Source organism: Streptomyces sp. NPDC002773 (assembly GCF_040295605.1).
Classification (GTDB): Bacteria; Actinomycetota; Actinomycetes; order Streptomycetales; family Streptomycetaceae; genus Streptomyces.
This window is the reverse complement of record NZ_JBEOVO010000031.1, coordinates 54,667-78,103: the sequence shown is the minus strand read 5'-3', so window position 1 is coordinate 78,103 and position 23,437 is coordinate 54,667. Positions and strand designations below refer to the sequence as shown.

Genomic DNA, 23,437 nt, shown 5'->3' with positions numbered 1-23,437 from the left:
GCCCGGTTACATTCCGAACCCGGAAGCTAAGCCTTTCAGCGCCGATGGTACTGCAGGGGGGACCCTGTGGGAGAGTAGGACGCCGCCGAACAATTCTTCAGGACCCCTGGTCCCAGCGTTCACGCTGGGACCAGGGGTCCTTTTGTTTTTGCTTGACTTTTTCCGATGCGCGGCAGAGTGCCGGCTGCGCGAGAATGACTGCAGTACCCGAAGACAGGAGCCACACCCATGTCCACCAACTCTCCCGACGACCGTCCGGAGCGCGAACCGCGTCGCAGGGACGGTGCCGGTGGCGACCGGGGCGGCTTCCGCGGGCCGCGCCGCGATGACAACCGTGGTGGGGGTGGCTTCCGCCGCGACGACAACCGCGGTGGCGGCGGCTTCCGCCGCGACGACAGCCGGGGCGGTGACAACCGCGGTGGTGACAACCGTGGCGCCGGCGACCGCGGTGGTTTCCGTCGTGACGACAACCGTGGCGGCGACAACCGTGGTGGTGGCGGCGGTTTCCGTCGTGACGACAACCGTGGTGGCGACAACCGTGGCGGTGGTGGCGGCGGTTTCCGTCGCGATGACCGTGGTGGCGACAACCGTGGCGGTGGGGGCGGTTTCCGCCGTGACGACCGTGGCGGGGACAACCGTGGTGGCGGTGGCGGTTTCCGTCGCGACGACCGTGGTGAGCGTCCGCCGTTCCGGCGTGATGACCGGCCCTCGTTCCCCCGTGACGACCGTCGGGACGACAACCGCGGCGGCGGCGGCTTCCGCCGTGACGACCGCGGTGGCGACAACCGTGGCGGCGGCGACAACCGTGGCGGCGGCGACCGCGGTGGGTTCCGTCGTGACGACAACCGTGGTGGCGACAACCGTGGCGGTGGTGGCGGTTTCCGTCGCGATGACCGTGGTGGCGACAACCGTGGTGGTGGTGGCGGTTTCCGCCGTGACGACCGTGGCGGGGACAACCGTGGTGGCGGCGGTGGCTTCCGTCGCGACGACCGTGGTGAGCGTCCGCCGTTCCGGCGTGATGACCGGCCCTCGTTCCCCCGTGACGACCGTCGCGACGACAACCGCGGCGGCGGCGGTTTCCGCCGTGACGACCGCGGTGGCGACAACCGTGGCGGTGGCGGCTTCCGTCGCGATGACCGCCGTGATGAGCGTCCGTCGTCGTTCCGTCGTGACGACCGGCCCTCCTTCCCCCGTGACGACCGTCGGGACGACAACCGCGGTGGTGGCGGCTTCCGTCGGGACGACCGCCGTGATGAGCGTCCGTCGTCGTTCCGTCGTGACGACCGGCCCTCCTTCCCCCGTGACGACCGTCGGGACGACAACCGGGGTGGTGGCGGCTTCCGCCGGGACGACCGGCGCGATGAGCGTCCGTCCTCGTTCCGTCGGGACGACAACCGTGGTGGCGACAACCGCGGCGGTGGCTTCCGTCGCGATGACCGTGGTGGCGACAGCCGTGGTGGTGGCTACCGCCGTGACGACCGTGGCGGCGACCGCGGTGGGTTCCGGGGTCGGGACGACCGGGGTGGCGACCGTGGGGGGTACGGGCGCCGTGACGACCGGGGCGACCGCGAGCGCAGCGACCGCGCGCCCATCAAGCGGCTGCCGATCCCGCCGGAGGTCACCGGTGAGGAGATCGACCCGGACGTGCGCCAGGAGCTCATGAGCCTGCCCAAGGGGCTGGCCGAGGACGTCTCCCGCAACCTCGTGATGGTCGCCCGTCTGATCGACGAGGACCCGGAGGAGGCGTACGGGTACTCCAAGGTCGCCCTGCGGCTCGCGTCCCGTGTCGCCGCCGTGCGCGAGGCCGCCGGCTTCGCCGCGTACGCGACGCAGAAGTACTCCGAGGCGCTGGCCGAGTTCCGTGCCGCCCGCCGGATGAGCGGTGGCGTCGAGCTGTGGCCCGTCATGGCCGACTGCGAGCGCGGTCTCGGCCGGCCCGAGCGCGCGCTCGCCATGGCCGGTGAGCCCGAGGTGGCGAAGCTGGACAAGGCCGGGCAGGTCGAGATGCGGCTCGTCGCCGCCGGTGCCCGCCGGGACATGGGGCAGCTCGACGCGGCCATCGTGACGCTGCAGAGCCCCGAGCTCGCCTCCAGCGCCGTCCACCCGTGGACCGCGCGCCTGCGGTACGCCTACGCCGACGCGCTGCTCGCCGCCGGCCGTGAGGACGAGGCGCGGGAGTGGTTCGCCAAGGCCCTGGAGGCGGACAAGGACGGGGCCACGGACGCCTCGGACCGGCTGGCCGAGATGGACGGGGTCGAGTTCGTCGACGCGTTCGACGAGTCGGAAGAGGAGTCCGACGACGTTGCCGACGACGTGGACGAGGACGACGACCTCGACGAGGACGACACCGACGGCAGTGTGGGCGACAAGAGCTGACACGGTTGGTACGTGAGAAGGGCGGCACCCGGTGGGTGCCGCCCTTCTTCGTTTCCGGGTTCCTCAGTCCAGCGCCAGGCTTCTCAGGACCAGGCCCGTCGCGGGCTTCGGGCCGAAGGAGGTCGACTTGCGGGGCATGGTGACGCCCTGCCGTGCGAGGTCCCGTACGACCTCCTCGCGTACCGGGTGCATGAGGACCGCCGTACCGCCGCGGCGTTCCGCCTGGGCGACCGCGGCCTCCGTGTCGTGGATGTAGCTGATGTCCTCGGGGGCGTCCGGGATGTGCCAGACCTGCTCCAGGAGCGTGGAGTGGAGGACCGTCGCGTCCAGGGTCCGCCAGGCCTGGGGGCGGTCGGTCCGGATCGTACGGTCGAGGAGCGCGGGGTCCGGGCGGTCGACGAGGTGGAAGCCGCCGTCACCGGCGAGCAGGAAGGCGTTGCCGTCCGCTGTGGCGGTCGCGAGGGCCTCCATGGCCGCCGGGAGGGGCCCGTCGATCCGGCGTACCCGGACGTGCCCGTCGAGGGCCGCGAGGGCGTCGGTCACCGGCAGGCGGTTGAGGAGACGGTGGATGGCGCGGACCCGCAGGGGGTAGCGGGCGGTGTCGATGAGGAGGACGAGGCCGTAGTTCCAGGGGCCCGGTGAGCGGTGCTCCTCGCGGAGGCGGAGGTAGGTCGCCCAGCGGTGGTGGCCGTCGGCGATGAGGGCCTGGTGGCGGGCGAGTCCGCCGGCGATCGCGGCGAGTTCGGCGGGGTCCGTGACCGACCAGAGACGGTGCTGGAAGCCGTCCTCCGTGGTGGTGGAGAGCAGCGGTTCCCGTCGTACGGTGCGCTCGATGACCGCTTCGGCGCCGCCTTCCTCGTCTCCCACGTACGTCAGGAGCAGGGGCTCCAGGTTGGCGGCCGTGGTCCGCATCAGGGCGGCGCGGTCCTCGACCACGTGCGGCATGACGTCCTCGTGGGGGAGGACGACTCCCTCGGCGGGGGTGGAGAGCTCCAGGGCGCCGATGACGCCTCGCTGGAGGATGCCGTCGCCGTGCTGCTCGTATACGTAGAGCGCGGGTTCCGGGTCGGGGGCGAGGACGCCGTCCGCGAGCCAGCGGTCGAGGGTGACGGCGGCCTTGCGGTGGCGGGTGCCTGCGGTGATCGCCTGAGGGAGGATCAGCCGGACGATGTTGTGGGGGTCGGCCGATTCCAGGTGGAGCAGTCCGTCAGGTCGTACCACGACGTCGTAGGGAGGAGACGTCACGGCGGCGAGGCTGCCGACCCGTTCGGGGACGTAACGGAGTCCGCGGAACGGGGCCAGGCGCAGCCCTGCTGCGTCGTCGCGGACGTCGGCGGCCGCGTGACCTGAGGTGTTCATCTCGTCATCGTATGTGGGCGGCGGCCATGAGCGATGATCGGGGGAGCGGGGGAATGTCCACCCGGTGAGGCGAGGAGTGTGCGGTGACGGTAGGGGACGGTCAGGGGCGGCAGGATGTCGGCAGGAAGCGGCCGGACGGCAGCGCGGTGCCGCTGAGCGAGGCGTACGACACGGCGCTCCTGGACCTGGACGGTGTCGTGTACGCGGGCGGGGAGGCCATCGCGCACGCCGTCGAGGCGCTCGGGACGGCGCGGGCCGGCGGGATGCACCTCGCGTACGTCACCAACAACGCGCTGCGGACGCCCGACGCGGTGGCGGAGCACCTCACGGAGCTGGGGGTGCCGGCCGAGGCGGGGGACGTGATCACCTCGGCCCAGGCGGTGGCCCGGCTGATCGCCGACGACGTGGCGCCCGGCTCCCGGGTCCTCGTCATCGGCGGCGAGGGGCTGCGGGTGGCCCTGCGCGAGCGTGGCCTGGAGCCGGTGGAGTCGGTGGACGACGAGCCGGCGGCCGTCGTGCAGGGCTACGGGGGGCCCGGGATGCCGTGGGGGCGGTTCGCGGAGGCGGCCTACGCGGTGGGGCGCGGGGTGCCGTGGTACGCGTCGAACACGGACCTGACGATTCCCGGGGCGCGGGGGATCGGGCCGGGGAACGGGGCGGCGGTCGAGGTCGTACGGATCGCCACGGGCGGCCGGGCGGAGCCGAAGGTTGCTGGGAAGCCGCTGCCGCCGATGCACCGGGAGACGGTGCTGCGGACGGGGGCGCGGCGGCCGCTGGTGGTCGGGGACCGGCTGGACACGGACATCGAGGGCGCGTTCAACGGCGGGGTGGACTCGCTGCTCGTCCTGACCGGGGTGACGGATGTGGCGCAGCTGCTGAGGGCCGTGCCGGAGCACCGGCCGACGTATGTGGACCTCGACCTGCGGGGGCTGCTCGTGGGGCAGCCCGAGGTCGTCGCGGACGCGGACGGGGCGTTCGTGTGCGGGGACTGGCGGGCGTCGGTGAGCGGGGGTGCGCTGGTGCTGGACGGGCCGGGCGATCGTGACGGGAAGTCGATGGACGGGGTGCGGGCGCTGTGCGGGGCCGCCTGGTCGGCGGCCGACGCTCTCGGGGGCGTACCGGACGCGGGGGAGGCCCTCGCACGGCTCGGGATGTGAAATTGGGTAGGCTTACCTAACTTCATCGGGGATCAGGGCACGGGAGTACGGGTATGGACGGTCGACAGCAGCGGCTGAGCGCGGAATCGGTCACCCTGGCGTACGAGCAGCGGGTCATCGCCCGCGAGCTGTCCGTCGAGATCCCCGACAACTCCTTCACCGTCATCGTCGGGCCGAACGCCTGCGGCAAGTCGACGCTGCTCCGTGCCCTCTCCCGGATGCTGAAGCCCAGCGAGGGGCGCGTCCTGCTCGACGGGCAGTCGATCCACGCCCTGCCCGCCAAGAAGGTGGCCAGGACCCTCGGTCTGCTGCCGCAGACCTCCGTGGCGCCCGACGGCATCACCGTCGCCGACCTGGTCGCCCGCGGCCGCTATCCGCACCAGGGGCTGCTGCGCCAGTGGTCGCCCGAGGACGAGCGGATCACCCGGGAGTCGATGGAGGCGACCGGTGTCGCCGAGCTGGCCGAGCGGTACGTGGACGAGCTCTCCGGCGGTCAGCGCCAGCGCGTCTGGATCGCCATGGCGCTCGCCCAGCAGACCCCGCTGCTCCTGCTCGACGAGCCGACGACGTATCTCGACATCCAGCACCAGATCGACGTCCTCGACCTGTGCGCCGAACTGCACGAGAACCAGGGCCGGACGCTCGTCGCCGTGCTGCACGACCTCAACCACGCGGCCCGGTACGCGACCCATCTCATCGCCGTCCGCGACGGCGAGGTGGTCGCGGAGGGCGCGCCGTCCGAGGTCGTGACAGCGGAGCTCGTGGAGCGGGTCTTCGGGCTGCGCTGCCAGGTCATCGACGACCCGGAGACGGGGACGCCGCTGGTCGTACCCGCCGGTCGGAAGAACCGGGTCCCGAGGCCCGCGGCGGCGCCGGAGGCCGCCTCCCCGGAGCCCGCGCTACAGAAGTGAGCGGAGCCGCAGCAGGTCGCGGAAGCCCGCCTCCAGTCTGATCCGGCCCGAGGCCCAGGCCTTGGCGAAGTTCAGTCCGCCGTCCACCACCGCCACCAGGTCGTCGCCCGTCATCGCGAGCCGGATCTGGGCCTTGGCGGGCGGCGGGCCCGCCACCGTGTCCTCGACCCGGATGCGGCCGTCCGCGAGCCGACCCGTGAACGTGGTGTCCAGGTCCGTGATGTGGCAGCTCAGGGTGCGGTCGAGCGCGGCTGCCCCGCGGACGTCGCCGTCCGCGCGCGTGAGCTTGTCCGAGAGTCTGTCCAGTGCGCTGCGGCACTCCGTGATCGTCGCCATCGCCGTCGACCGTACCCCAGGGGTTCGCGGTAGCGTCGGGCCCATGAGCGACGCGACGGAGATGACGCAGGATCCGACGGACGGGACGGGGCCCGGGGGCGCGCCCGCCGCCGTGGCCGAGGACGCCCGCGATCCCGCCGCGCCCGCGCCGCTCGGGGTCGGACGGGAGCCCACCGGACACCCCGGCACCGACGCCCACCTGGCGCGTCTCGCCGCGGTGGACCACCTCCCGGCGGACGGACACCTGGAGGTGTACGAGGATGTACACCGTGGACTGCGCGCCGAGCTGACCTCGCTCGACGCGCACCCCACCCCTCGTCCGTACGAAAACAGGAGCTGAACCCACCGTGGCAGGAGTGGCACGCCGCCGTCTCGACGCCGAGCTGGTCCGGCGCAAGCTCGCGCGCTCGCGCGAGCACGCCAGCCAGCTGATCGCCGCGGGCCGGGTGACCGTCGGCAAGACCGTCGCCACCAAGCCCGCCACCCAGGTCGAGACCGCCGCGGCCATCGTCGTCGTCCAGGACGACGACGACCCCGACTACGTCTCGCGCGGCGGCCACAAGCTCGCCGGGGCGTTCGCCGCCTTCGTCCCCCAGGGGCTGAAGGTCGAGGGCCGGCGCGCCCTGGACGCCGGAGCGTCCACCGGTGGCTTCACCGACGTACTGCTGCGCGCCGGCGCCGCCCATGTCGTCGCCGTCGACGTCGGCTACGGCCAGCTCGCCTGGTCCTTGCAGAGCGACGAGCGCGTGACCGTGAAGGACCGTACGAACGTACGCGAGTTGACGGTCGACGCCATCGACGGCGTCCCCGTCGACCTCGTCGTCGGCGACCTCTCCTTCATCCCGCTCGGCCTTGTCCTGCCCGCCCTGGCGGCCTGCACGGCGCCCGACGCCGACCTCGTCCTCATGGTCAAGCCGCAGTTCGAGGTGGGCAAGGAACGGCTCGGCACCGGCGGCGTCGTCCGGAGCACCGAACTCCGCGCGGACGCCGTGAAGAACGTGGCCCGCCGGGCCGCCGAACTCGGGCTCGGTGTCCTGGGCGTCACCGCCAGCCCGCTGCCAGGACCCTCGGGCAACGTCGAGTACTTTCTGTGGCTGCGGGCAGGCGCGCCCGCGCTGGATCCGGCGGATGTCGACCGCGCCGTGGCGGAAGGACCTCGTTGAGCTCAACGGCAGCAGCACCAGAGACCGCACCACGTACCGTCTTCCTGCTCGCGCACACCGGCCGGCCGGCCGCCGTGCGCAGCGCCGAACTGGTCGTCCTCGGCCTGCTGCGCTGCGGCATCGGCGTCCGGGTCCTGGAAGCGGAGGCCGCGGACCTGCCGCTGCCGCCGTCCGTCGAGAAGGTGCCGGAAGCCTGCTCCGACGCGCTCGACGGCTGTGAACTTCTCGTCGTCCTGGGCGGCGACGGCACCCTCCTGCGCGGCGCCGAGTTCTCCCGCGCCTCCGGCGTCCCGATGCTCGGCGTCAACCTGGGCCGCGTCGGCTTCCTCGCGGAGGCCGAACGCGACGACCTCGACAAGGTCGTCGACCGGGTCGTGACGAGGGCGTACGAGGTCGAGGAGCGGATGACCCTCGACGTCGTCGTGTACGAGAACGGCGACGTCCTGTACCGCGACTGGGCGCTCAACGAGGCGGCCGTGCAGAAGGTGTCCCCCGAGCGGATGCTGGAGGTCGTCCTCGCGATCGACGGACGTCCGGTGACCGGCTTCGGCTGCGACGGGGTGATCTGCGCGACACCGACGGGATCCACCGCGTACGCCTTCTCGGCCGGCGGCCCCGTCGTCTGGCCGGAGGTCGAGGCGCTGCTCATGGTCCCGATCGGCGCCCACGCACTCTTCGCCAAGCCGCTGATCACCACCCCCCAGTCGGTGCTCGCCGTCGAGGTCGAGCCGCACACCCCGCACGGGGTGCTGTGGTGCGACGGGCGGCGGACGGTGGAACTCCCGGCGGGGGCACGGGTCGAGGTGCGGCGGGGCGCCGTGCCGGTCCGGCTCGCCCGGCTCCACCACGCCTCCTTCACGGACCGGCTCGTCGCCAAGTTCGCCCTCCCGGTGTCGGGGTGGCGGGGCGCCCCGCACTGATCCCCGCCCCGCCCCCGCACTGAGTCCCGCGCTGTCCCCGCACGGATCCCCGCGCTGATCCCTGGCGGGGGACGCCCGCAACGAGCGGCGCGCCCGAGGGTTACGTCCGGGGGCGATGTCGCATCGCACCGGGGAAACCTCGTATGGTCTGGGGCGTGCTGGAGGAGATGCGGATACGGTCGCTCGGGGTCATCGACGACGCGGTGGTCGAGCTGTCGCCCGGCTTCACCGCGGTGACCGGTGAGACCGGTGCGGGCAAGACCATGGTGGTGACCAGCCTCGGGCTGCTGCTCGGTGGGCGGGCCGACGCGGCCCTGGTGCGGATCGGCGCGGCCTCGGCCGTCGTCGAGGGGCGGATCAGCGTGCCCGCGGGCGCGCCCGCCGCCGTACGGGCCGAGGAGGCCGGGGCGGAGCTGGAAGACGGCGTCCTGCTCGTCAGCCGTACCGTCTCGGCCGAGGGACGCTCGCGGGCCCACCTCGGCGGGCGTTCCGTGCCCGTCGGGCTGCTCGCCGAGCTCGCCGACGAACTCGTCGCCGTCCACGGCCAGACCGACCAGCAGGGCCTGCTCAAGCCCGCCCGGCAGCGCGGTGCGCTCGACCGGTACGCGGGGGAGGCCGTCTCCGTGCCGCTCGCCGCCTACGGCGAGGCGTACCGGCGGCTGCGCGCCGTCACCGGAGAACTGGACGAGATCACCACCCGGGCCAGGGAGCGCGCCCAGGAGGCCGATCTGCTGCGCTTCGGGCTCGGCGAGATCGAGGCCGTCGCCCCGCTCGCGGGGGAGGACACCGACCTCGCCGCCGAGGCGGAGCGGCTCGGGCACGCCGAGGCCCTCGCCTCCGCCGCCGCGCTCGCGCACGCCGCGCTCGCGGGCGTACCCGAGGATCCCGAGTCCGTCGACGCCACGACCCTGGTCGCGGGCGCGGGCCGGGCCCTGGAGGCCGTACGGTCGCACGATCCGGCGCTCGCGGCCCTCGCCGACCGGATGGGGGAGATCTCCATCCTGCTCGGTGACGTGGCCACCGAACTCGCCGGATACGCCGACGACCTGGACGCCGACCCGCTGCGGCTCGCCGTCGTCGAGGAGCGGCGCGCGGCGCTCACCCAGCTCACCCGGAAGTACGGGCGGGACGGCGAGGGCATCGCGGCCGTCCTCGCCTGGGCCGAGGAGAGCGCAGGCCGGCTCGGTGAGCTGGACGGCGACGACGACCGCATCGAGGAACTCACCGCGGAGCGGGACCGGCTGCGCGACGACCTCTCGGTGCTCGCGCAGCGGCTCACCGACGCCCGCACGGAGGCGGCCGCCCGGTTCGCCGACGCGGTCACTGCCGAACTCGCCTCGCTCGCCATGCCCCACGCGCGCGTGTCCTTCGACATCCGGCAGACCGAGGACGCCGACGGCGTCGAGGTCGACGGCCGCCGGGTCGCGTACGGCCCGTCCGGGGCCGACGAGGTCGAGCTGCTGCTCGCCCCGCACCCCGGGGCCCCGCCGCGGCCCATCGCCAAGGGCGCCTCCGGGGGTGAGCTGTCCCGGGTGATGCTCGCGGTCGAGGTCGTCTTCGCCGGGGTGGACCCGGTGCCGACGTACCTCTTCGACGAGGTCGACGCCGGTGTCGGCGGCAAGGCGGCCGTCGAGATCGGCCGCAGGCTCGCCAAGCTCGCCAGGACCGCGCAGGTCGTGGTCGTCACCCACCTCCCGCAGGTCGCGGCCTTCGCCGACCGGCAGCTGCTCGTCGAGAAGACCAGCGACGGCTCCGTGACCCGGTCCGGCGTCACCGTCCTGGAGGGCGAGGACCGGGTCCGGGAGCTGTCCCGGATGCTCGCGGGCCAGGAGGACTCCGAGACGGCCAGGGCCCACGCGGAGGAGCTGCTCGCGACGGCACGGGCCGACGCGTGAGGCGCCTCGGACTCGCCGCGCACGCGGCCGCGCTGATCGCCGCCGCGGCCTGGGGGAGCGCGAGTCCGTCCCGCGCGCTCACCCGAGTGGGTGAACCCGTGGGGTGAGTCCCGGAGCCGTACGCCTCCCGTACAGGGGAACGACGCCATTTCGGTGCCGGAACGTGCGTACGGTCGGCGGTACGGGCTGGCATCCTTGGGCGCGTGACACAGCTCCGTACGGTCCAGGTGTTGGGCGGCGGCAGCGCGGGCAGCAGCGCTCACGTCCGATCACTCGCCTCGGGGCTGGTGGCGAGGGGCGTGCGGGTGACCGTGTGCGCCCCGGCCGAACTCGACCGCGTCTACGACTACCTGGGCGCGGGCGCGCACTTCGTGCCCCTGCCGTGGCTCGGCGACCCCGCCGCGGTCACCGCGCTCCGCAACGCCTGCATCGGGGCCGACGTCGTCCACGCGCACGGGTTGCCGGCGTCCGTACGGGCCGCGCTCGCGCTCTCCGGCGGGGGCGGCGGCAGTGGCCGCGGTGGGGGGCGTGCGCCGCTCGTCACCACCTGGGACAGCCGGGTCCACGTGGACGGGGCGCGCGGGGGGATGCTGCGGCTCCTGGAACGGAGGACCGTGCGGGCCGCGACCGTCGTCCTCGCCACCTCGTCCGAGCTCGTCGACCGGGCCCGGCGGCGCGGGGCCCGCGACGCCCGGCTCGCACCCGTCACCACACCGGCCGCGCGGGGGCCCGTCTGCCTCCACGACGGCAAGGCGCGCGCCGAACTGGGCGCCGTCGACCGGCCGTTGCTCATGGCCGTCGGGGCGCTCGAACGGGGCCGGGGGTACCGGACGCTGCTCGACGCGGCCGGTGAGTGGCGGGAGCTCGACCCGCAGCCGCTCCTCGTGATCGCGGGCGAGGGGCGCGAACGGGCCGCGCTGCAACGGCGGATCGTCGCGGAGGACCTGCCGGTGCGGTTGATCGGGCGGCGCGAGGACATCGCGGAACTGCTCGCGGCGGCGGACGTGGCCGTACTCCCGTCCCGGTGGGAGGCGCGGTCCCTGCTCGCGCAGGAGGCGCTGCGGCTCGGGGTGCCGCTGGTCGCCACGGCGGTCGGCGGGGTGCCGGAACTCGTCGGGGACGCGGCGGAGCTGGTGCCGTACGGGGACGCGGGGGCGCTCGCGGGGGCGGTGCGGGGGCTGCTTGAGGACGCGGAACGGCGGATGGACCTGGCGGCGGCGGGGCGGGTGCAGGCGGGGTCGTGGCCTACCGAGGACGAGACGGTGGCGCATGTGTTGAGCGTGTACGACGAGTTGGTGGGGCGGCGGGGCTGAGGTTGTGCCGCGGCTCGTTCGTGGGCATGCGTTCCGCTCGGGGGGTGGACGCGGCGGGGCGGCCCCGGCCGGCGCCCCCGCCGTTACGGCGTGTGGCGGCGGGCTCTTAGGGCCAGGGAGAGGGCCAGGACTGTTTGGGGGTCGTCCAGGTCCGTGCCCAGGAGTTCCGAGATGCGGGCCAGGCGGTTGTAGAGGGTCTGCCGGTTGAGGTGGAGTTCCCGGGCCGTCTCCGCCTTGCGGCCCGCGTGCGCCAGGTACGTCTCCAGGGTCGGCAGCAGAGGCGGCCGGGACGTGCGGTCGTGGTCCCGGAGGGGGCCGATCGCGCGGTCCACGAACGCCGCCAGGACCGTGTCCCCGTGGAAGTGCAGCCGCCACAGGAGGAGGTCGATGTCCAGGCGCCGGGCGTCGTACCAGGGCAGCTCCGAGAGGCCCTGCGCCGCCGTCGCCGTCTCCGCCGCGTGCCGCAGGCCCGCCGAGGCCGCCGCCCAGCTGCCCGCGACGCCGACCACGACCACCGGCGGGTGCGCCCCCGCGCGTTCCAGACCGGCCCGCTCCACGCCCGCGCGCAGCGCCGCCGCCACCCGGTCCGCGACCGCCGTGCGCTCCGACTCCGAGCGCAGCCCCAGGAGCAGCGGCACCCGGCCCTCCACCGGGCGGACGCCCAGGAGGACCGGGACGCCGACCGACGCCAGCTCCTCCAGGACCGCGCGGGCGAGCAGCGCCCAGTTCCCCGACGGGGAGAGTTCCGAGGCCAGCCGCATCACCACCGGAAGCAGTGGCCCGTCACCCGGCTTGAAGCCGAGGACCCGGGCCTGCGCCGGGGCGTCCTCGGCCGTGATCCGGCCCTCGGCCAGATCGGTCAGGAAGTCGCCCCGGCCGCGCGCGGCCAGTTCCTCCTCCTGCCGTGCCTGCATGAGGACGACCGCGAGAAGGCCGGCCGCGCGCTCCGCCGCCATCCGGTGCACGGGGGAGAGGGGGCCGGAGACCGACAGGAGGACGAGGCGGGCCCGTACCGTACCCGTGCCGGGGCCGCCGCCGGGCACGTCGACCAGGACCGTGCCGGTGGGCGGGCCGGACTCGCGGGCCGCCCGCTGCCCGCGCAGCCCGTCCCACACCTGGAGCGGGTCGGCGGGCGCGGACTCCGTGCCCGCCGCGTAGAGCAGCTGCCCGTCGGCGGTCTCCAGGAAGACCGGGTTGGCGGCGAAGTCGGAGAGGATGCGCAGGACCTGCGGGACCCCGCCGCCGCCGAGCAGCGCCTCCGTGCACTGCCGGTGGACCTCCTCGGCCTGCCGCTGGAGCGCGTAGTGGCCGTTGACGATCTCGGTGTGGATCTCCTCCGTGACCGCGACGAAGGGGACTTCGCGGTGCAGCTGCACCAGCGGCAGGCCTGCCGTCCGGGCCGTCTCCACTATCGTCGCCGGGAGCCGGGCGAAGCGCGGGCCCAGTTCGACGACGAGCGCCGCGATGCCCCGGTCCGCGAGCCGGCGTACGAAAGCGCGCTGTTCGGCCGGGCGGGTGCCCAGGCCGAGGCCCGTCGTGAGCAGCAGCTCGCCGCCCTTGAGCAGCGACGCCATGTTCGGCACCTCGCCCGCGTGCACCCAGCGCACCGTGCGGTGCAGCCGGTCGGCGCCGGCGACGACCTCCGGGAGCCCGCCGCGCAGCCCCGGGAGCTCGAGCGCCCGCTGCACGGTGATCCCGCCCTGATTGTCCATGGGGCCGGACGCTACCCGCGTCCGTGTTCCGGCGACATCACCCCACGGTTACGGCGCCGGACAGTTCGTACACCAGGGCGACAACTCGTCGTGTCGTGGCGTGAATTGTGCGACCGCATGTCGATTGTGGCCTGCGTCACTCGCGAGGATGCTCTCGCGCCATGGCAGAGAACTCCACCCCAGAGGTCCACCGGCTGAAGGCCAACTCGGTCGGGCTCGTCGGCGTCGTCTTCATGGCCGTGGCCACCGCGGCCCCGATCACGGCGATGACCGGCAACCTCCCCATCGCCGTCGGTTTCGGCAACGGCACCGGCGCACCCGCCGGCTATCTCTTCGCGACGCTCGTCCTGACCGTCTTCTCGGTCGGCTACGTCGCCATGGCCAAGCGGATCACGGCCGCCGGCGCCTTCTACGGCTACATCTCGCACGGCCTCGGCCGGATCGCCGGCATGGCCTCCGGCATGCTCGCGGTCCTCGCGTACATCGTCTTCGAGGCCTCCATCGTCGGCGTCTTCGCGTACTTCGCCAAGACGACGGTCGCCGACCAGTTCGGCGTGGACGTGCCGTGGATCCTGTACGCGGCCGTCATGCTCGCCGTGACGGCCGTCCTGTCGTACTTCGACATCAACCTGACCGCCAAGGCGCTCGGCGTGATGCTCGTGGCAGAGATCGCGGTCCTCTTCGCGGTCGCCACCGCCGTCCTGATCGCGGGCGGCGGCCCCGAGGGCATACCGGTCGAACCGATCAACCCCGTCAACGCCTTCACCGGCACCTCCGCGGGACTCGGACTCTTCTTCGCCTTCTGGTCCTGGGTGGGCTTCGAGTCGACCGCCATGTACGGGGAGGAGTCGCGCAACCCCAAGAAGGTCATCCCGCGCGCCACCCTGATCTCCGTCATCGGCGTCGGCGTCTTCTACATCTACGTCTCGTGGATGACGATCGCCGGCAACGGCCTCGCCGAATCGGTGAAGCTGTCCGCCTCGGCCTCCCCGCTCGACCTGTTCTTCGCGCCCACCCAGAGCTTCATCGGCGCCTGGGCCGTCGACGCCTTCCAGTGGCTGCTGCTCACCGGCTCCTTCGCCTGCGGCATGGCCTTCCACCAGTGCGCCTCGCGCTATCTGTACGCCATCGGCCGCGAGGGCTTCCTCCACCCGGCGCTCGGCCGGACGCACGCCCGGCACGGCTCGCCGTACATCGCCTCGTACGTCCAGAGCGCGATCGCCGTCGGTCTCGTCGCCGCCTTCTGGCTCACCGGCCAGGACCCGTACATCCACCTCTACACCCTGCTCGCCATCCTCGGCACGATGGCGATCCTCATCGTCCAGACCCTCTGCTCCTTCGCCGTCATCGGCTACTTCCGCAAGAACCACCCCGAGGACCGGCACTGGTTCAAGACCTTCACCGCCCCGCTCCTCGGCGGCATCGGCATGATCGCCGTCGTCGTCCTGTTGATCATCAACCTGGAGACCGCGGCCGGACTCGCCGCCGACTCCCTCTTCTTCGACGCGATCCCCTGGATCGTCGGCCTCGTCTTCTTCGGCGGCCTCGGCCTCGGCTTCTACCTCAAGGCCAAGCGGCCCGAGCGCTACGAGATCATCGGCCGGATCGTCCTGGAGGACGCCACCGAGCGCGACGACGAACCCCGCCCGGAACCCGCCCCCGTACCCCAGGCCTGACCTCCCCCTTCTCCTCCAGGAGCGCCCCATGGCACGCACCAACCCGATGCACCTCCTGAAGCACCTCGCCGCCGAGCACGCCGACGCCCGACGGCTGAACCTCCCCGTCGACGAACTCCGGGGCATGAGAGCCGACGCCCCCGGGCGCCGGACCCTGCTCAAGTACGCCGCCGCGGCCGGAGTCGCCGTCGGCGTCGGCGCGGGCACGGCCGTCCCCGCCCGCGCCGCCGTCCCGGACCCGCCCGTCAGGAGCACCGCCCGGGTCGCCGTCGTCGGCGCCGGGATCTCCGGCCTCACCGCCGCCCTCACCCTCCAGGACGCCGGCCTCAGCCCCGTGCTGTACGAGGCCAACCCGTCCAGGGTCGGCGGCCGGATGTGGACGCAGCGCTCCCACTGGGCGTACGGGCAGACCTCCGAGATCGGCGGCGAGCTGATCGACACCAGCCACAAGAAGATCCTGGAACTCTGCCGCCGCTTCGGCCTCGACGTCGAGGACTTCCTCGGCGGCGGACCCCAGGGCGCCGAGGAGGTCCTCTGGTTCGACGGCGCCTACTACCCGCGCCACCAGGCCGACGAGGACTTCAAGGCCGTCTACCAGGCCCTGCGCCGCGACCTCTCGGAGGCGGGGGAGGTCCTCTGGAACCAGACCACCCCCACCGGTACCGCACTCGACAACATGTCGATATACGAATGGATCGAGACCCGGGTCCCCGGCGGGCACGCCTCCCCGCTCGGCCAGTTCATCGACGTCGCCTACAACGTCGAGTACGGCGCCGACACCACCGAGCAGTCCTCGCTCGCCCTCGTCCTGCTCATGGGCTACCAGACCAATCCCGGCAACTTCAACATCTGGGGCCTGTCCAACGAGCGCTACCACATCGTCGGCGGCAACGACCGGCTCCCGAACGCCATCGCCGGGGCGCTCGCCCCCGGCACCCTGCGCCACGGCTGGTCCCTGACCGCCGTACGGGCCAACGCCGACGGCACCCAGACGCTGACCTTCACCGAGGCCGGCGCCACCAGGACCGTCACCGCCGACCACACGGTCCTCTGCCTCCCGCTGCCGATCCTCAAGCAGCTCGACCTCTCCCTGGCCGGCTTCGACCCGCTCATGCGGAACCTGCTGCGGGACGCGCGGATGGGCCACTGCACCAAGCTGAACATGCAGTTCGGCACCCGACCCTGGCGCGGTACGGGAGCCTGGCCCGGAGTCTCCGCGGGCGACTGCTTCACCGACACCGAGGTCCAGCAGACCTGGGACACCACCAAACTCCAGGGCGGCACCGGCGGCATCCTCATCCAGTACAACGGCGGCAGCCTGGCCAGGAACCTGAACCCGGCCGGGCCGTTCTCCACCGAGTCCGACCCGTACGTGCGGAGCCTCGTCACCCGCTACCTGGCGGGCATCGACGCCTTCTTCCCCGGCACCTCCAAGGCGTACACGGGCCGCGCCCAGCTCTCCGCCTGGCACAAGAACCCGTACACCCTCGGCGCGTACTCCTGCTGGCCCGTCGGCTACCTCCACCGGTACGCCGGCTACGAGGGCACCGCCCAGGGCAACGTCCACATCGGCGGCGAGCACTGCTCGTACGACTTCCAGGGCTTCATGGAAGGCGGGGCGACGGAGGGCGAGCGGGCCGCGCGGGAGGTGATCGACGCGCTGAGGTGAGGCGCGGGCGGCCGGTGCGCCCGTCCGCCGCGTAGGGGAAGGCCCTACGCGGCGGACGGGCCGCGGGCCTCAGCCCCCGTACGCCCCGCTCGCCGTCAGCCGCAGCGCCGTGTCGATCAGCGGGACGTGGCTGAACGCCTGGGGGAAGTTGCCCACCTGCCGCTGGAGCCTCGGGTCCCACTCCTCCGCGAGCAGCCCCAGGTCGTTGCGGAGCGCGAGCAGCTTCTCGAAGAGGGTGCGGGCCTCGTCCACCCTGCCGATCATCGCCAGGTCGTCCGCGAGCCAGAACGAGCACGCGAGGAACGCGCCCTCGTCGCCCTCCAGGCCGTCGACCCCGGCCTCCTCGCCGGCCGTGGGGTAGCGCAGCACGAAGCCGTCCTCGGTGGACAGCTCCCGCTGGATCGCCTCGATCGTGCCGATGACCCGCTTGTCGTCCGGCGGCAGGAAGCCCATCTGCGGGATCAGCAGCAGCGAGGCGTCCAGCTCCTTGGAGCCGTACGACTGCGTGAAGGTGTTCCGCTCGGGGTCGTAGCCCTTCTCGCACACGTCCCGGTGGATCTGGTCGCGCAGCGCGCGCCAGCTCTCCAGCGGGCCGTCGGCGTCCCCGGACTCGATGAGCTTGATCGTGCGGTCGACGGCCACCCAGGCCATCACCTTCGAGTGGACGAAGTGGCGGCGCGGGCCGCGCACCTCCCAGATGCCCTCGTCGGGCTGGTCCCAGTGCTTCTCCAGGTAGTTGATCAGCTTGATCTGGAGGAGCGAGGCGTAGTCGTTGCGGGAGAGCCCGGTCATGTGCGCGAGGTGCAGGGCCTCGGTGACCTCGCCGTAGACGTCCAGCTGGAGCTGGTTGGCGGCGCCGTTGCCCACCCGTACCGGGCCGGAGTTCTCGTACCCCGGCAGCCAGTCGAGCTCCGCCTCGCCGAGCTCCCGCTCGCCCGCGATGCCGTACATGATCTGGAGGTTCTCCGGGTCGCCCGCGACCGCCCTGAGCAGCCAGTCCCGCCAGGCGCGGGCCTCCTCGCGGTAGCCGGTGCGCAGCATCGACGAGAGGGTGATCGCCGCGTCCCGCAGCCAGGTGTAGCGGTAGTCCCAGTTGCGGACGCCGCCGATCTCCTCCGGCAGCGAGGTGGTCGGCGCGGCCACGATCCCGCCGGTCGGCGCGTACGTCAGTGCCTTCAGGGTGATCAGGGAGCGGATCACCGCCTCCCGGTAGGGGCCGTGGTACGTGCAGTGGTCGACCCACTCGCGCCAGAAGTCGGCGGTCGCCTCCAAGGAGCCCTCGGGGTCGGGCAGAGCCGGCGGCTCGCGGTGGGAGGGCTGCCACGACAGCGTGAACGTGATCCGGTCGCCGGGATTGACGGTGAACTCGGAGTACGTCGTCAGGTCCCTGCCGTGGGTCTCCGCGTCCGTGTCCAGCCACACCGAGTCGGGTCCCGCGACGGCGACCGTGCGCTCGCCGACCTTGTGGACCCACGGCACGATCCGGCCGTAGCTGAACCGCATCCGCAGCGCGGAACGCATCCGCACCCGGCCGGAGACGCCCTCCACGATCCGGATGAGCTGCGGCGCGCCGTCGCGCGGGGGCATGAAGTCCGTCACCCGGACCGTGCCGCGCGGGGTGTCCCACTCGGACTCCAGGATCAGCGAGTCGCCACGGTAGCGGCGCCGGTCGGCCGCGGGCGGTTCGGCGTCGGCGGGCCCGGCGGGGCCCACCCGCCAGAATCCGTGTTCCTCGGTGCCGAGCAGCCCGGCGAAGATCGCGTGCGAGTCGAAGCGGGGGAGACACAGCCAGTCGACGCTGCCGTCGCGGCAGACCAGTGCGGCGGTCTGCATGTCTCCGATGAGTGCGTAATCCTCGATGCGCCCGGCCACGTGCTTCACTCCAGTCGAACGGCCACGTTCGCCCCGCGGGGCGCTTGCTCAGATGCTCCGGCTGAGTGCCAGCCGGGTCTGCGTGTGTCAGCGGTCAAGGGATCTTCGACGAGCTCTTGGTCCGGGTGACGGGCGGGGTGGTGCCGCCGGCCGGCCTGCTCGGGCAGTATCCGAGCAGGATACGTCGCACCCCGGTGACCCGGTGATCACCCCGGTGACGACGCTGCTCCGATCGGGTGAATGCGTCGTGATCCTCATGTGCCGCTCACGTGCGCGGTCCGTTCTGTCCCTGCTCAGAGAGTTCCCCCTTTCCGTCGGGAGGGTCCGCCCCGCCCGCGCGTCGCCGTCCGTGAACACCCGACTGCCGCGTGTGGCCGGAAGCGTCCTCCCGATGTCGCTGATACCCTGGTACCCCGTGGACCGGTGGGAAACGGCGACAGCCGAGGACCCCGAAACCGCAGCGACGGCACCCCCCGATTCTTCCGGAGGGCACGCCGGTACGCACCTCCAGAACGCGACCACGGGAGCCCCCTCTTGGCGATGCCGCCCAAAACCACGACGACCAAGCACATCTTCGTCACCGGGGGTGTCGCCTCCTCCCTCGGCAAGGGCCTGACCGCCTCCAGCCTGGGTGCGCTCCTCAAGGCCCGGGGCCTGCGGGTCACGATGCAGAAGCTCGACCCGTACCTGAACGTCGACCCGGGCACGATGAACCCGTTCCAGCACGGCGAGGTGTTCGTCACCAACGACGGCGCCGAGACCGACCTGGACATCGGCCACTACGAGCGCTTCCTCGACGTCGACCTCGACGGCTCGGCCAACGTCACCACCGGCCAGGTCTACTCGCAGGTCATCGCCAAGGAGCGGCGCGGCGAGTACCTCGGCGACACCGTGCAGGTCATCCCGCACATCACCAACGAGATCAAGTCCCGGATCCGCCGCATGGCGACCGACGACGTGGACGTCGTCATCACCGAGGTCGGCGGCACCGTCGGCGACATCGAGTCGCTGCCGTTCCTGGAGACCGTCCGCCAGGTCCGCCACGAGGTCGGCCGCGACAACGTCTTCGTCGTGCACATCTCGCTGCTGCCCTACATCGGCCCCTCCGGCGAGCTGAAGACCAAGCCGACCCAGCACTCCGTCGCCGCCCTGCGGAACATCGGCATCCAGCCGGACGCGATCGTGCTGCGCGCCGACCGCGACGTCCCGACCGCCATCAAGCGCAAGATCTCGCTGATGTGCGACGTCGACGAGGCCGCGGTGGTCGCCGCCATCGACGCCAAGTCGATCTACGACATCCCGAAGGTGCTGCACACCGAGGGCCTGGACGCCTACGTCGTCCGCAAGCTCGACCTGCCCTTCCGCGACGTGGACTGGACCGTCTGGGAGGACCTCCTGGACCGCGTCCACAACCCGGAGCACGAGGTCACCGTCGCGCTCGTCGGCAAGTACATCGACCTGCCCGACGCCTACCTCTCGGTCACCGAGGCCATGCGGGCCGGCGGCTTCGCCAACAAGGCGCGGGTCAAGGTCAAGTGGGTCACCTCGGACGACTGCAAGACCCCGGCCGACGCGGAGAAGCAGCTCGGCGACGTCGACGCGATCCTCGTCCCCGGCGGCTTCGGCGACCGCGGTGTGAGCGGCAAGGTCGGCGCGATCCGGTACGCCCGTGAGAACAAGGTGCCGCTGCTCGGCATCTGCCTCGGCCTCCAGTGCATCGTCATCGAGGCGGCCCGGAACCTGGCCGACATCCCCGACGCCAACTCCACCGAGTTCGACCCGGCCACCGCGCACCCCGTCGTGTCGACGATGGAGGAGCAGCTCGCGTACGTCGAGGGCGCCGGCGACCTGGGCGGAACGATGCGCCTGGGCCTGTACCCGGCGAAGCTCGCCGAGGGCTCGATCGTCCGCGAGGTCTACGACGACCAGCCGTACGTGGAGGAGCGCCACCGCCACCGCTACGAGGTGAACAACGCCTACCGCGCGGAGCTGGAGAAGAAGGCCGGTCTGGTCTTCTCCGGCACCTCCCCGGACAACAAGCTCGTCGAGTACGTCGAGTACCCGCGCGAGATCCACCCCTACCTGGTCGCCACCCAGGCGCACCCGGAGCTCCGCTCCCGCCCGACCCGCCCGCACCCGCTCTTCGCGGGCCTGGTCAAGGCGGCCGTGGAGCGCAAGACCGCGAAGTAGTACGGCGCGTTAACGTTGCCGGGGTACGGGTCCCTCTCGGGGGCGCGTACCCCGGCTTTCGTATGTGGGAGGACGCAGATGGAGTTGCAGGACACCCCGGAGGAGTGGCGGGTCGTCGCCACGGCCACCCCGTTCCAGGGAAACAAGACGAGCGTCCGCACGGACGACGTGGTCATGCCGGACGGCAAGGTCGCGCGCCGCGACTACCAGGTCCACCCCGGCTCGGTGGCCGTCCTGGCCCTCGACGGGGAGGACCGGGTCCTGCTGCTCAAGCAGTACCGGCACCCGGTGCGGCAGAAGCTCTGGGAGATCCCGGCGGGGCTCCTCGACGTACCCGGTGAGAACCCGCTGCACGCGGCGCAGCGCGAGCTGTACGAGGAGGCGCACGTCAAGGCCGAGGACTGGCGGGTCCTGGCCGACGTGTACACGACGCCCGGTGGTTGCGACGAGGCGGTACGGGTCTTCCTGGCGCGGGATCTGTCGGACGTGGAGGGCGAGCGCTTCGAGGTCGCGGACGAGGAGGCCGACATGGAGCTGGCGCGGGTGCCGGTCGCGGACCTCGTGCGGGGGGTCCTCGCGGGCGAGCTGCACAACAACTGCCTGGCCGTGGGGGTGCTGTCGCTGGCGGCCGCGCGGGCGGGGGAGGGCCTCGACGCGCTCCGCCCGGCCGAGGCGCCTTGGCCGGCGCGCCCGTTCGAGGCGTAGGCGCCTGCTGCCTGCCGGCCGCCGCGAGGGTGGGGCGGTGTGACCATCCGCTGATCCGATCGGGGGACGTGTCCGCCCTGCTCCGCCGGGTCCGTGCCGTGCCCTGAACTACGCTCGGAATCGCCCGTGCGGAGACCCCCGCGGGATCGGCTCGTGCGCAGGTGGACGGGAGCGTGGCCCGTGACGGATCAGGCGGTGGCGACGGCCGGCAGCCGGCAGTTCTTCGGCCGGCAGCGGGAGTTGAAGGCCCTGCGCGCCGACATCGAGCGGACCGGCCTCGACACCCTCACCGGCCGCAAGGCGCCCCGCGCCCGGGTCCTGCTCATCGCGGGCAAGCCCGGCTCCGGACGCACCGCGCTCGCCGAGGAACTGGCCGCCGGGCTCGCCGACCGCTACCCCGACGGGATCTTCCGGGCCCGGCTCACCGAGCCCGGCGGCGACCCGGTCCCCACCGCCCGCGTCGCCCAGGAGCTCCTCGCCGTCCTCGGTGTCGCCGAACCCCCCGGCGCCGCCGAGGACGAGCTGACCGAACTGGTCCGCGGCGCCCTCGCCGAACGCCGGGCCGTCCTCGTCCTCGACGACGCCGTGGACGCCGAACAGGCCGATCCGCTGATCCCCGACAACCCCGACGCCCTGGTGGTGGGCGTCTCCCGGGGCCCGCTCACCGGCATCGCCGACGTACGGCCCTGCACGCTCGGCGGGCTCGACCCCAAGTCGGCCATCGAGCTGCTCACCGCCTTCACCGGCTCCGTACGCATCACCGTCGACCCGCAGGCCGCCGAGGCCCTCGTCGAGGAGTGCGGCGGACTGCCCGGCGCGGTCGTCCTCGCCGGCGGCTGGCTCTCCACCCACCCCAAGACCTCCGTCGCCGACCTCGCCAAGCAGCTGCGCGGGCTCGGCGGCGACCCGCTCACCCGGGCCTTCCTGCTCGCCCACGAGGCGCTGCCCGCCACCGCCGCCCGGATACTGCGCTACCTGTCCCTGGCCCCGCTGGGCCGGGCAGACGCCCACACCGCCTCCGCCCTGGCCGGCTGCTCGGTCTCGGCGGCCGCCACCACCCTCGCCGACTTCGCCGCCCTGGGGCTCCTCCAAGAGCACGAGGACGGGCAGTACGAGGTCCCCGGCCATCTCGTCCCCCTCCTGCGCGCCCGCCTTGAGGAGAGCGACCGGCCCGCGGAGGTGCAGCTCGCGCGGGCCCGGATGCTGGAGCGGACCGTACGGCTCCTCCAGTCCTGCCGTGCGGTCACCGAACCCGAGGGCTCGCCGGCCCGCCGGAAGCTGGCCGGGCTGCCGCGCGCCCTGCGCTTCCCGAACGCGGCCGCCGGGGCCCTCTGGCTGCGCTCCCGGCGGCCCGTCCTCCTCGCCTCCGCCCGGCTCGCCGTCGCCGACGGCGAGCTCGACACCCTCGCTCGACGCCTGGTCGCGTCCCTGGTCAGGGCGCTCGCCGCGCACCTGGGCGCCGAGACGGCCGCGCCGGAGCTGTACGGCCTCCACCAGCTGGTCCTGGACGTGGCCGAGCGGCGCGGGCTGCACCGGGAGCGGGCCGCCGCCCTGCTCAACCTGGCCGATCTCGACGCCAGGACCGGCAGGACGAAGGACGCACTTCTGCGATATCGGTCGGCTTTGGAGGCCGGACGCACAGCAAATGACCCGTACGCGACCGGTCGCGCAATGGAATCCGTAGGTGGCTCCTATCAGGAGCTGGGGGACTGGCAGCGGGCAGGCGACTGGTACGGACGGGCGCTCGCCCAGCGTCTCGCCCGGGACGAGCGGGCCGACCAGGCCCGGCTCTACGCCCGCCTCGGCGCCGTACAGACCTACGCGGGCCGGTACGGCGAGGCCCTGCGGAACTGGCGCGCCGCCGCGGCCGGCTACCGGCGGCTCGCCGATCTCCCGGGCTACGCACGGGCGTTGAGCGAGGCGGCCCGGGTCCAGGAGTACGCGGGGCGGCCCGAGGAGTCCCTGCGGACCTGCGAGGAGGCGGTGGAGTGGGCCCGGCGCGCCCAGGACACCCGGCTCCAGGCCGCGCTGCAGCTGCGGCTCGCCGACACCCTCGACCGGCTCGGGGACCCGGCGGCCGCCCGGCTGCACCGGGCCGCCGCCGACAGACTGCTGGAAACACCAAGATCCGCCTACGAAATCCGCAGTGGGTCCGGCGAAGATTAGTACTTTGAAAGGCTAGA

General features: G+C 73.0%; 18 protein-coding genes and 1 rRNA gene. 15 read left to right on the top strand and 4 right to left on the bottom strand.

Going from position 1 to position 23,437, the window contains the following annotated elements:
• From rrf to ABT034_RS28625, 3 genes are all read left to right on the top strand, one after another.
• Nucleotides 1–91: ribosomal RNA gene (gene rrf, locus ABT034_RS28635) — 5S ribosomal RNA — on the top strand; the annotation flags it as partial.
• 252 nt (nucleotides 92–343) lie between these two features.
• A complete protein-coding gene (locus ABT034_RS28630) occupies nucleotides 344–1,663 on the top strand; it encodes a hypothetical protein (protein WP_351219953.1) in 1,320 nt (439 codons plus the stop codon).
• Nucleotides 1,600–2,376, top strand: a complete 777-nt coding sequence (locus tag ABT034_RS28625) for a tetratricopeptide repeat protein (protein WP_351219952.1) — start codon at nucleotides 1,600–1,602, stop codon at nucleotides 2,374–2,376. The genes ABT034_RS28630 and ABT034_RS28625 overlap by 64 nt, the downstream gene beginning before the upstream one ends.
• A 63-nt stretch (nucleotides 2,377–2,439) precedes the next feature.
• Here the strand turns inward: ABT034_RS28625 and ABT034_RS28620 are convergent, their stop codons facing one another.
• Nucleotides 2,440–3,735 (bottom strand): DUF1015 domain-containing protein, encoded by a 1,296-nt coding sequence (locus ABT034_RS28620; RefSeq protein WP_351219945.1) that lies wholly within the window; start codon nucleotides 3,733–3,735, stop codon nucleotides 2,440–2,442.
• An 83-nt stretch (nucleotides 3,736–3,818) separates the two neighbouring features.
• Between ABT034_RS28620 and ABT034_RS28615 the strand changes: the two genes are divergently transcribed.
• Both ABT034_RS28615 and ABT034_RS28610 read left to right on the top strand, forming a co-directional pair.
• Entirely contained in the window at nucleotides 3,819–4,892 is a 1,074-nt protein-coding gene (locus ABT034_RS28615) for an HAD-IIA family hydrolase (RefSeq protein ID WP_351219944.1), read from the top strand.
• A 53-nt stretch (nucleotides 4,893–4,945) separates the two neighbouring features.
• Nucleotides 4,946–5,803, top strand: a complete 858-nt coding sequence (locus ABT034_RS28610; protein WP_351219943.1) for an ABC transporter ATP-binding protein — start codon at nucleotides 4,946–4,948, stop codon at nucleotides 5,801–5,803.
• Here ABT034_RS28610 and ABT034_RS28605 read toward each other — a convergent pair.
• Nucleotides 5,792–6,139 carry an SCP2 sterol-binding domain-containing protein gene (locus ABT034_RS28605; RefSeq protein WP_351219942.1) on the bottom strand — a complete coding sequence of 116 codons (348 nt, stop codon included), beginning with the start codon at nucleotides 6,137–6,139 and terminating at the stop codon, nucleotides 5,792–5,794. The genes ABT034_RS28610 and ABT034_RS28605 overlap by 12 nt on opposite strands.
• 43 nt (nucleotides 6,140–6,182) lie before the next feature.
• Between ABT034_RS28605 and ABT034_RS28600 the strand changes: the two genes are divergently transcribed.
• From ABT034_RS28600 to ABT034_RS28580, 5 genes are all read left to right on the top strand, one after another.
• Nucleotides 6,183–6,479 carry a hypothetical protein gene (locus ABT034_RS28600; RefSeq protein ID WP_351219941.1) on the top strand — a complete coding sequence of 99 codons (297 nt, stop codon included), beginning with the start codon at nucleotides 6,183–6,185 and terminating at the stop codon, nucleotides 6,477–6,479.
• A 7-nt stretch (nucleotides 6,480–6,486) separates the two neighbouring features.
• Nucleotides 6,487–7,302, top strand: coding sequence for a TlyA family RNA methyltransferase (locus ABT034_RS28595; protein WP_351219940.1), 816 nt, complete (start codon nucleotides 6,487–6,489; stop codon nucleotides 7,300–7,302).
• Nucleotides 7,299–8,222: an NAD kinase gene (locus ABT034_RS28590; RefSeq protein ID WP_351219939.1), complete on the top strand. Its 924-nt coding sequence runs from the start codon at nucleotides 7,299–7,301 to the stop codon at nucleotides 8,220–8,222. The genes ABT034_RS28595 and ABT034_RS28590 overlap by 4 nt, the downstream gene beginning before the upstream one ends.
• Nucleotides 8,223–8,365: 143 nt before the next feature.
• Complete coding sequence (recN, locus tag ABT034_RS28585) at nucleotides 8,366–10,117, top strand: DNA repair protein RecN (RefSeq protein ID WP_351219938.1); 1,752 nt, start codon at nucleotides 8,366–8,368, stop codon at nucleotides 10,115–10,117.
• Between the two features lie 203 nt (nucleotides 10,118–10,320).
• Nucleotides 10,321–11,430 carry a glycosyltransferase family 4 protein gene (locus tag ABT034_RS28580; RefSeq protein WP_351219937.1) on the top strand — a complete coding sequence of 370 codons (1,110 nt, stop codon included), beginning with the start codon at nucleotides 10,321–10,323 and terminating at the stop codon, nucleotides 11,428–11,430.
• Between the two features lie 83 nt (nucleotides 11,431–11,513).
• Here the strand turns inward: ABT034_RS28580 and ABT034_RS28575 are convergent, their stop codons facing one another.
• The gene (locus ABT034_RS28575; RefSeq protein ID WP_351219936.1) at nucleotides 11,514–13,142 is read right to left on the bottom strand and encodes a PucR family transcriptional regulator; all 1,629 of its coding nucleotides are present in this window, start codon (nucleotides 13,140–13,142) and stop codon (nucleotides 11,514–11,516) included.
• 161 nt (nucleotides 13,143–13,303) lie between these two features.
• Between ABT034_RS28575 and ABT034_RS28570 the strand changes: the two genes are divergently transcribed.
• A complete protein-coding gene (locus ABT034_RS28570; protein ID WP_351219935.1) occupies nucleotides 13,304–14,818 on the top strand; it encodes an APC family permease in 1,515 nt (504 codons plus the stop codon).
• 28 nt (nucleotides 14,819–14,846) lie between these two features.
• Complete coding sequence (locus tag ABT034_RS28565; protein WP_351219934.1) at nucleotides 14,847–16,487, top strand: flavin monoamine oxidase family protein; 1,641 nt, start codon at nucleotides 14,847–14,849, stop codon at nucleotides 16,485–16,487.
• Nucleotides 16,488–16,556: 69 nt separating this feature from the next.
• Here ABT034_RS28565 and ABT034_RS28560 read toward each other — a convergent pair whose 3' ends face one another.
• The gene (locus ABT034_RS28560) at nucleotides 16,557–18,359 is read right to left on the bottom strand and encodes a glycoside hydrolase family 15 protein (protein WP_351219933.1); all 1,803 of its coding nucleotides are present in this window, start codon (nucleotides 18,357–18,359) and stop codon (nucleotides 16,557–16,559) included.
• A gap of 540 nt (nucleotides 18,360–18,899) precedes the next feature.
• Between ABT034_RS28560 and pyrG the strand changes: the two genes are divergently transcribed.
• The 3 genes from pyrG to ABT034_RS28545 all read left to right on the top strand — a co-directional run bounded on the left by pyrG (nucleotide 18,900) and on the right by ABT034_RS28545 (nucleotide 23,420).
• Nucleotides 18,900–20,549 carry a CTP synthase gene (pyrG, locus tag ABT034_RS28555; RefSeq protein WP_351219932.1) on the top strand — a complete coding sequence of 550 codons (1,650 nt, stop codon included), beginning with the start codon at nucleotides 18,900–18,902 and terminating at the stop codon, nucleotides 20,547–20,549.
• Nucleotides 20,550–20,627: 78 nt separating this feature from the next.
• On the top strand, nucleotides 20,628–21,254 hold the full coding sequence (locus ABT034_RS28550) for an NUDIX domain-containing protein (RefSeq protein WP_351219931.1): 627 nt from the start codon (nucleotides 20,628–20,630) through the stop codon (nucleotides 21,252–21,254).
• Between the two features lie 180 nt (nucleotides 21,255–21,434).
• Nucleotides 21,435–23,420, top strand: a complete 1,986-nt coding sequence (locus ABT034_RS28545; protein WP_351219930.1) for an AAA family ATPase — start codon at nucleotides 21,435–21,437, stop codon at nucleotides 23,418–23,420.
• Nucleotides 23,421–23,437 lie beyond the last annotated feature (17 nt).

Bases quoted from the DNA above. Each gene is read 5' to 3' on its own strand.
- recN (WP_351219938.1), top strand. From the start codon at position 8,366: ATGGTCTGGGGCGTGCTGGAGGAGATGCGGATACGGTCGCTCGGGGTC.
- ABT034_RS28575 (WP_351219936.1), bottom strand. From the start codon at position 13,142: ATGGACAATCAGGGCGGGATCACCGTGCAGCGGGCGCTCGAGCTCCCG.
- ABT034_RS28570 (WP_351219935.1), top strand. From the start codon at position 13,304: ATGGCAGAGAACTCCACCCCAGAGGTCCACCGGCTGAAGGCCAACTCG.
- ABT034_RS28610 (WP_351219943.1), top strand. From the start codon at position 4,946: ATGGACGGTCGACAGCAGCGGCTGAGCGCGGAATCGGTCACCCTGGCG.
- ABT034_RS28550 (WP_351219931.1), top strand. From the start codon at position 20,628: ATGGAGTTGCAGGACACCCCGGAGGAGTGGCGGGTCGTCGCCACGGCC.
- ABT034_RS28565 (WP_351219934.1), top strand. From the start codon at position 14,847: ATGGCACGCACCAACCCGATGCACCTCCTGAAGCACCTCGCCGCCGAG.
- pyrG (WP_351219932.1), top strand. From the start codon at position 18,900: ATGCCGCCCAAAACCACGACGACCAAGCACATCTTCGTCACCGGGGGT.
- ABT034_RS28600 (WP_351219941.1), top strand. From the start codon at position 6,183: ATGAGCGACGCGACGGAGATGACGCAGGATCCGACGGACGGGACGGGG.
- ABT034_RS28605 (WP_351219942.1), bottom strand. From the start codon at position 6,139: ATGGCGACGATCACGGAGTGCCGCAGCGCACTGGACAGACTCTCGGAC.
- ABT034_RS28620 (WP_351219945.1), bottom strand. From the start codon at position 3,735: ATGAACACCTCAGGTCACGCGGCCGCCGACGTCCGCGACGACGCAGCA.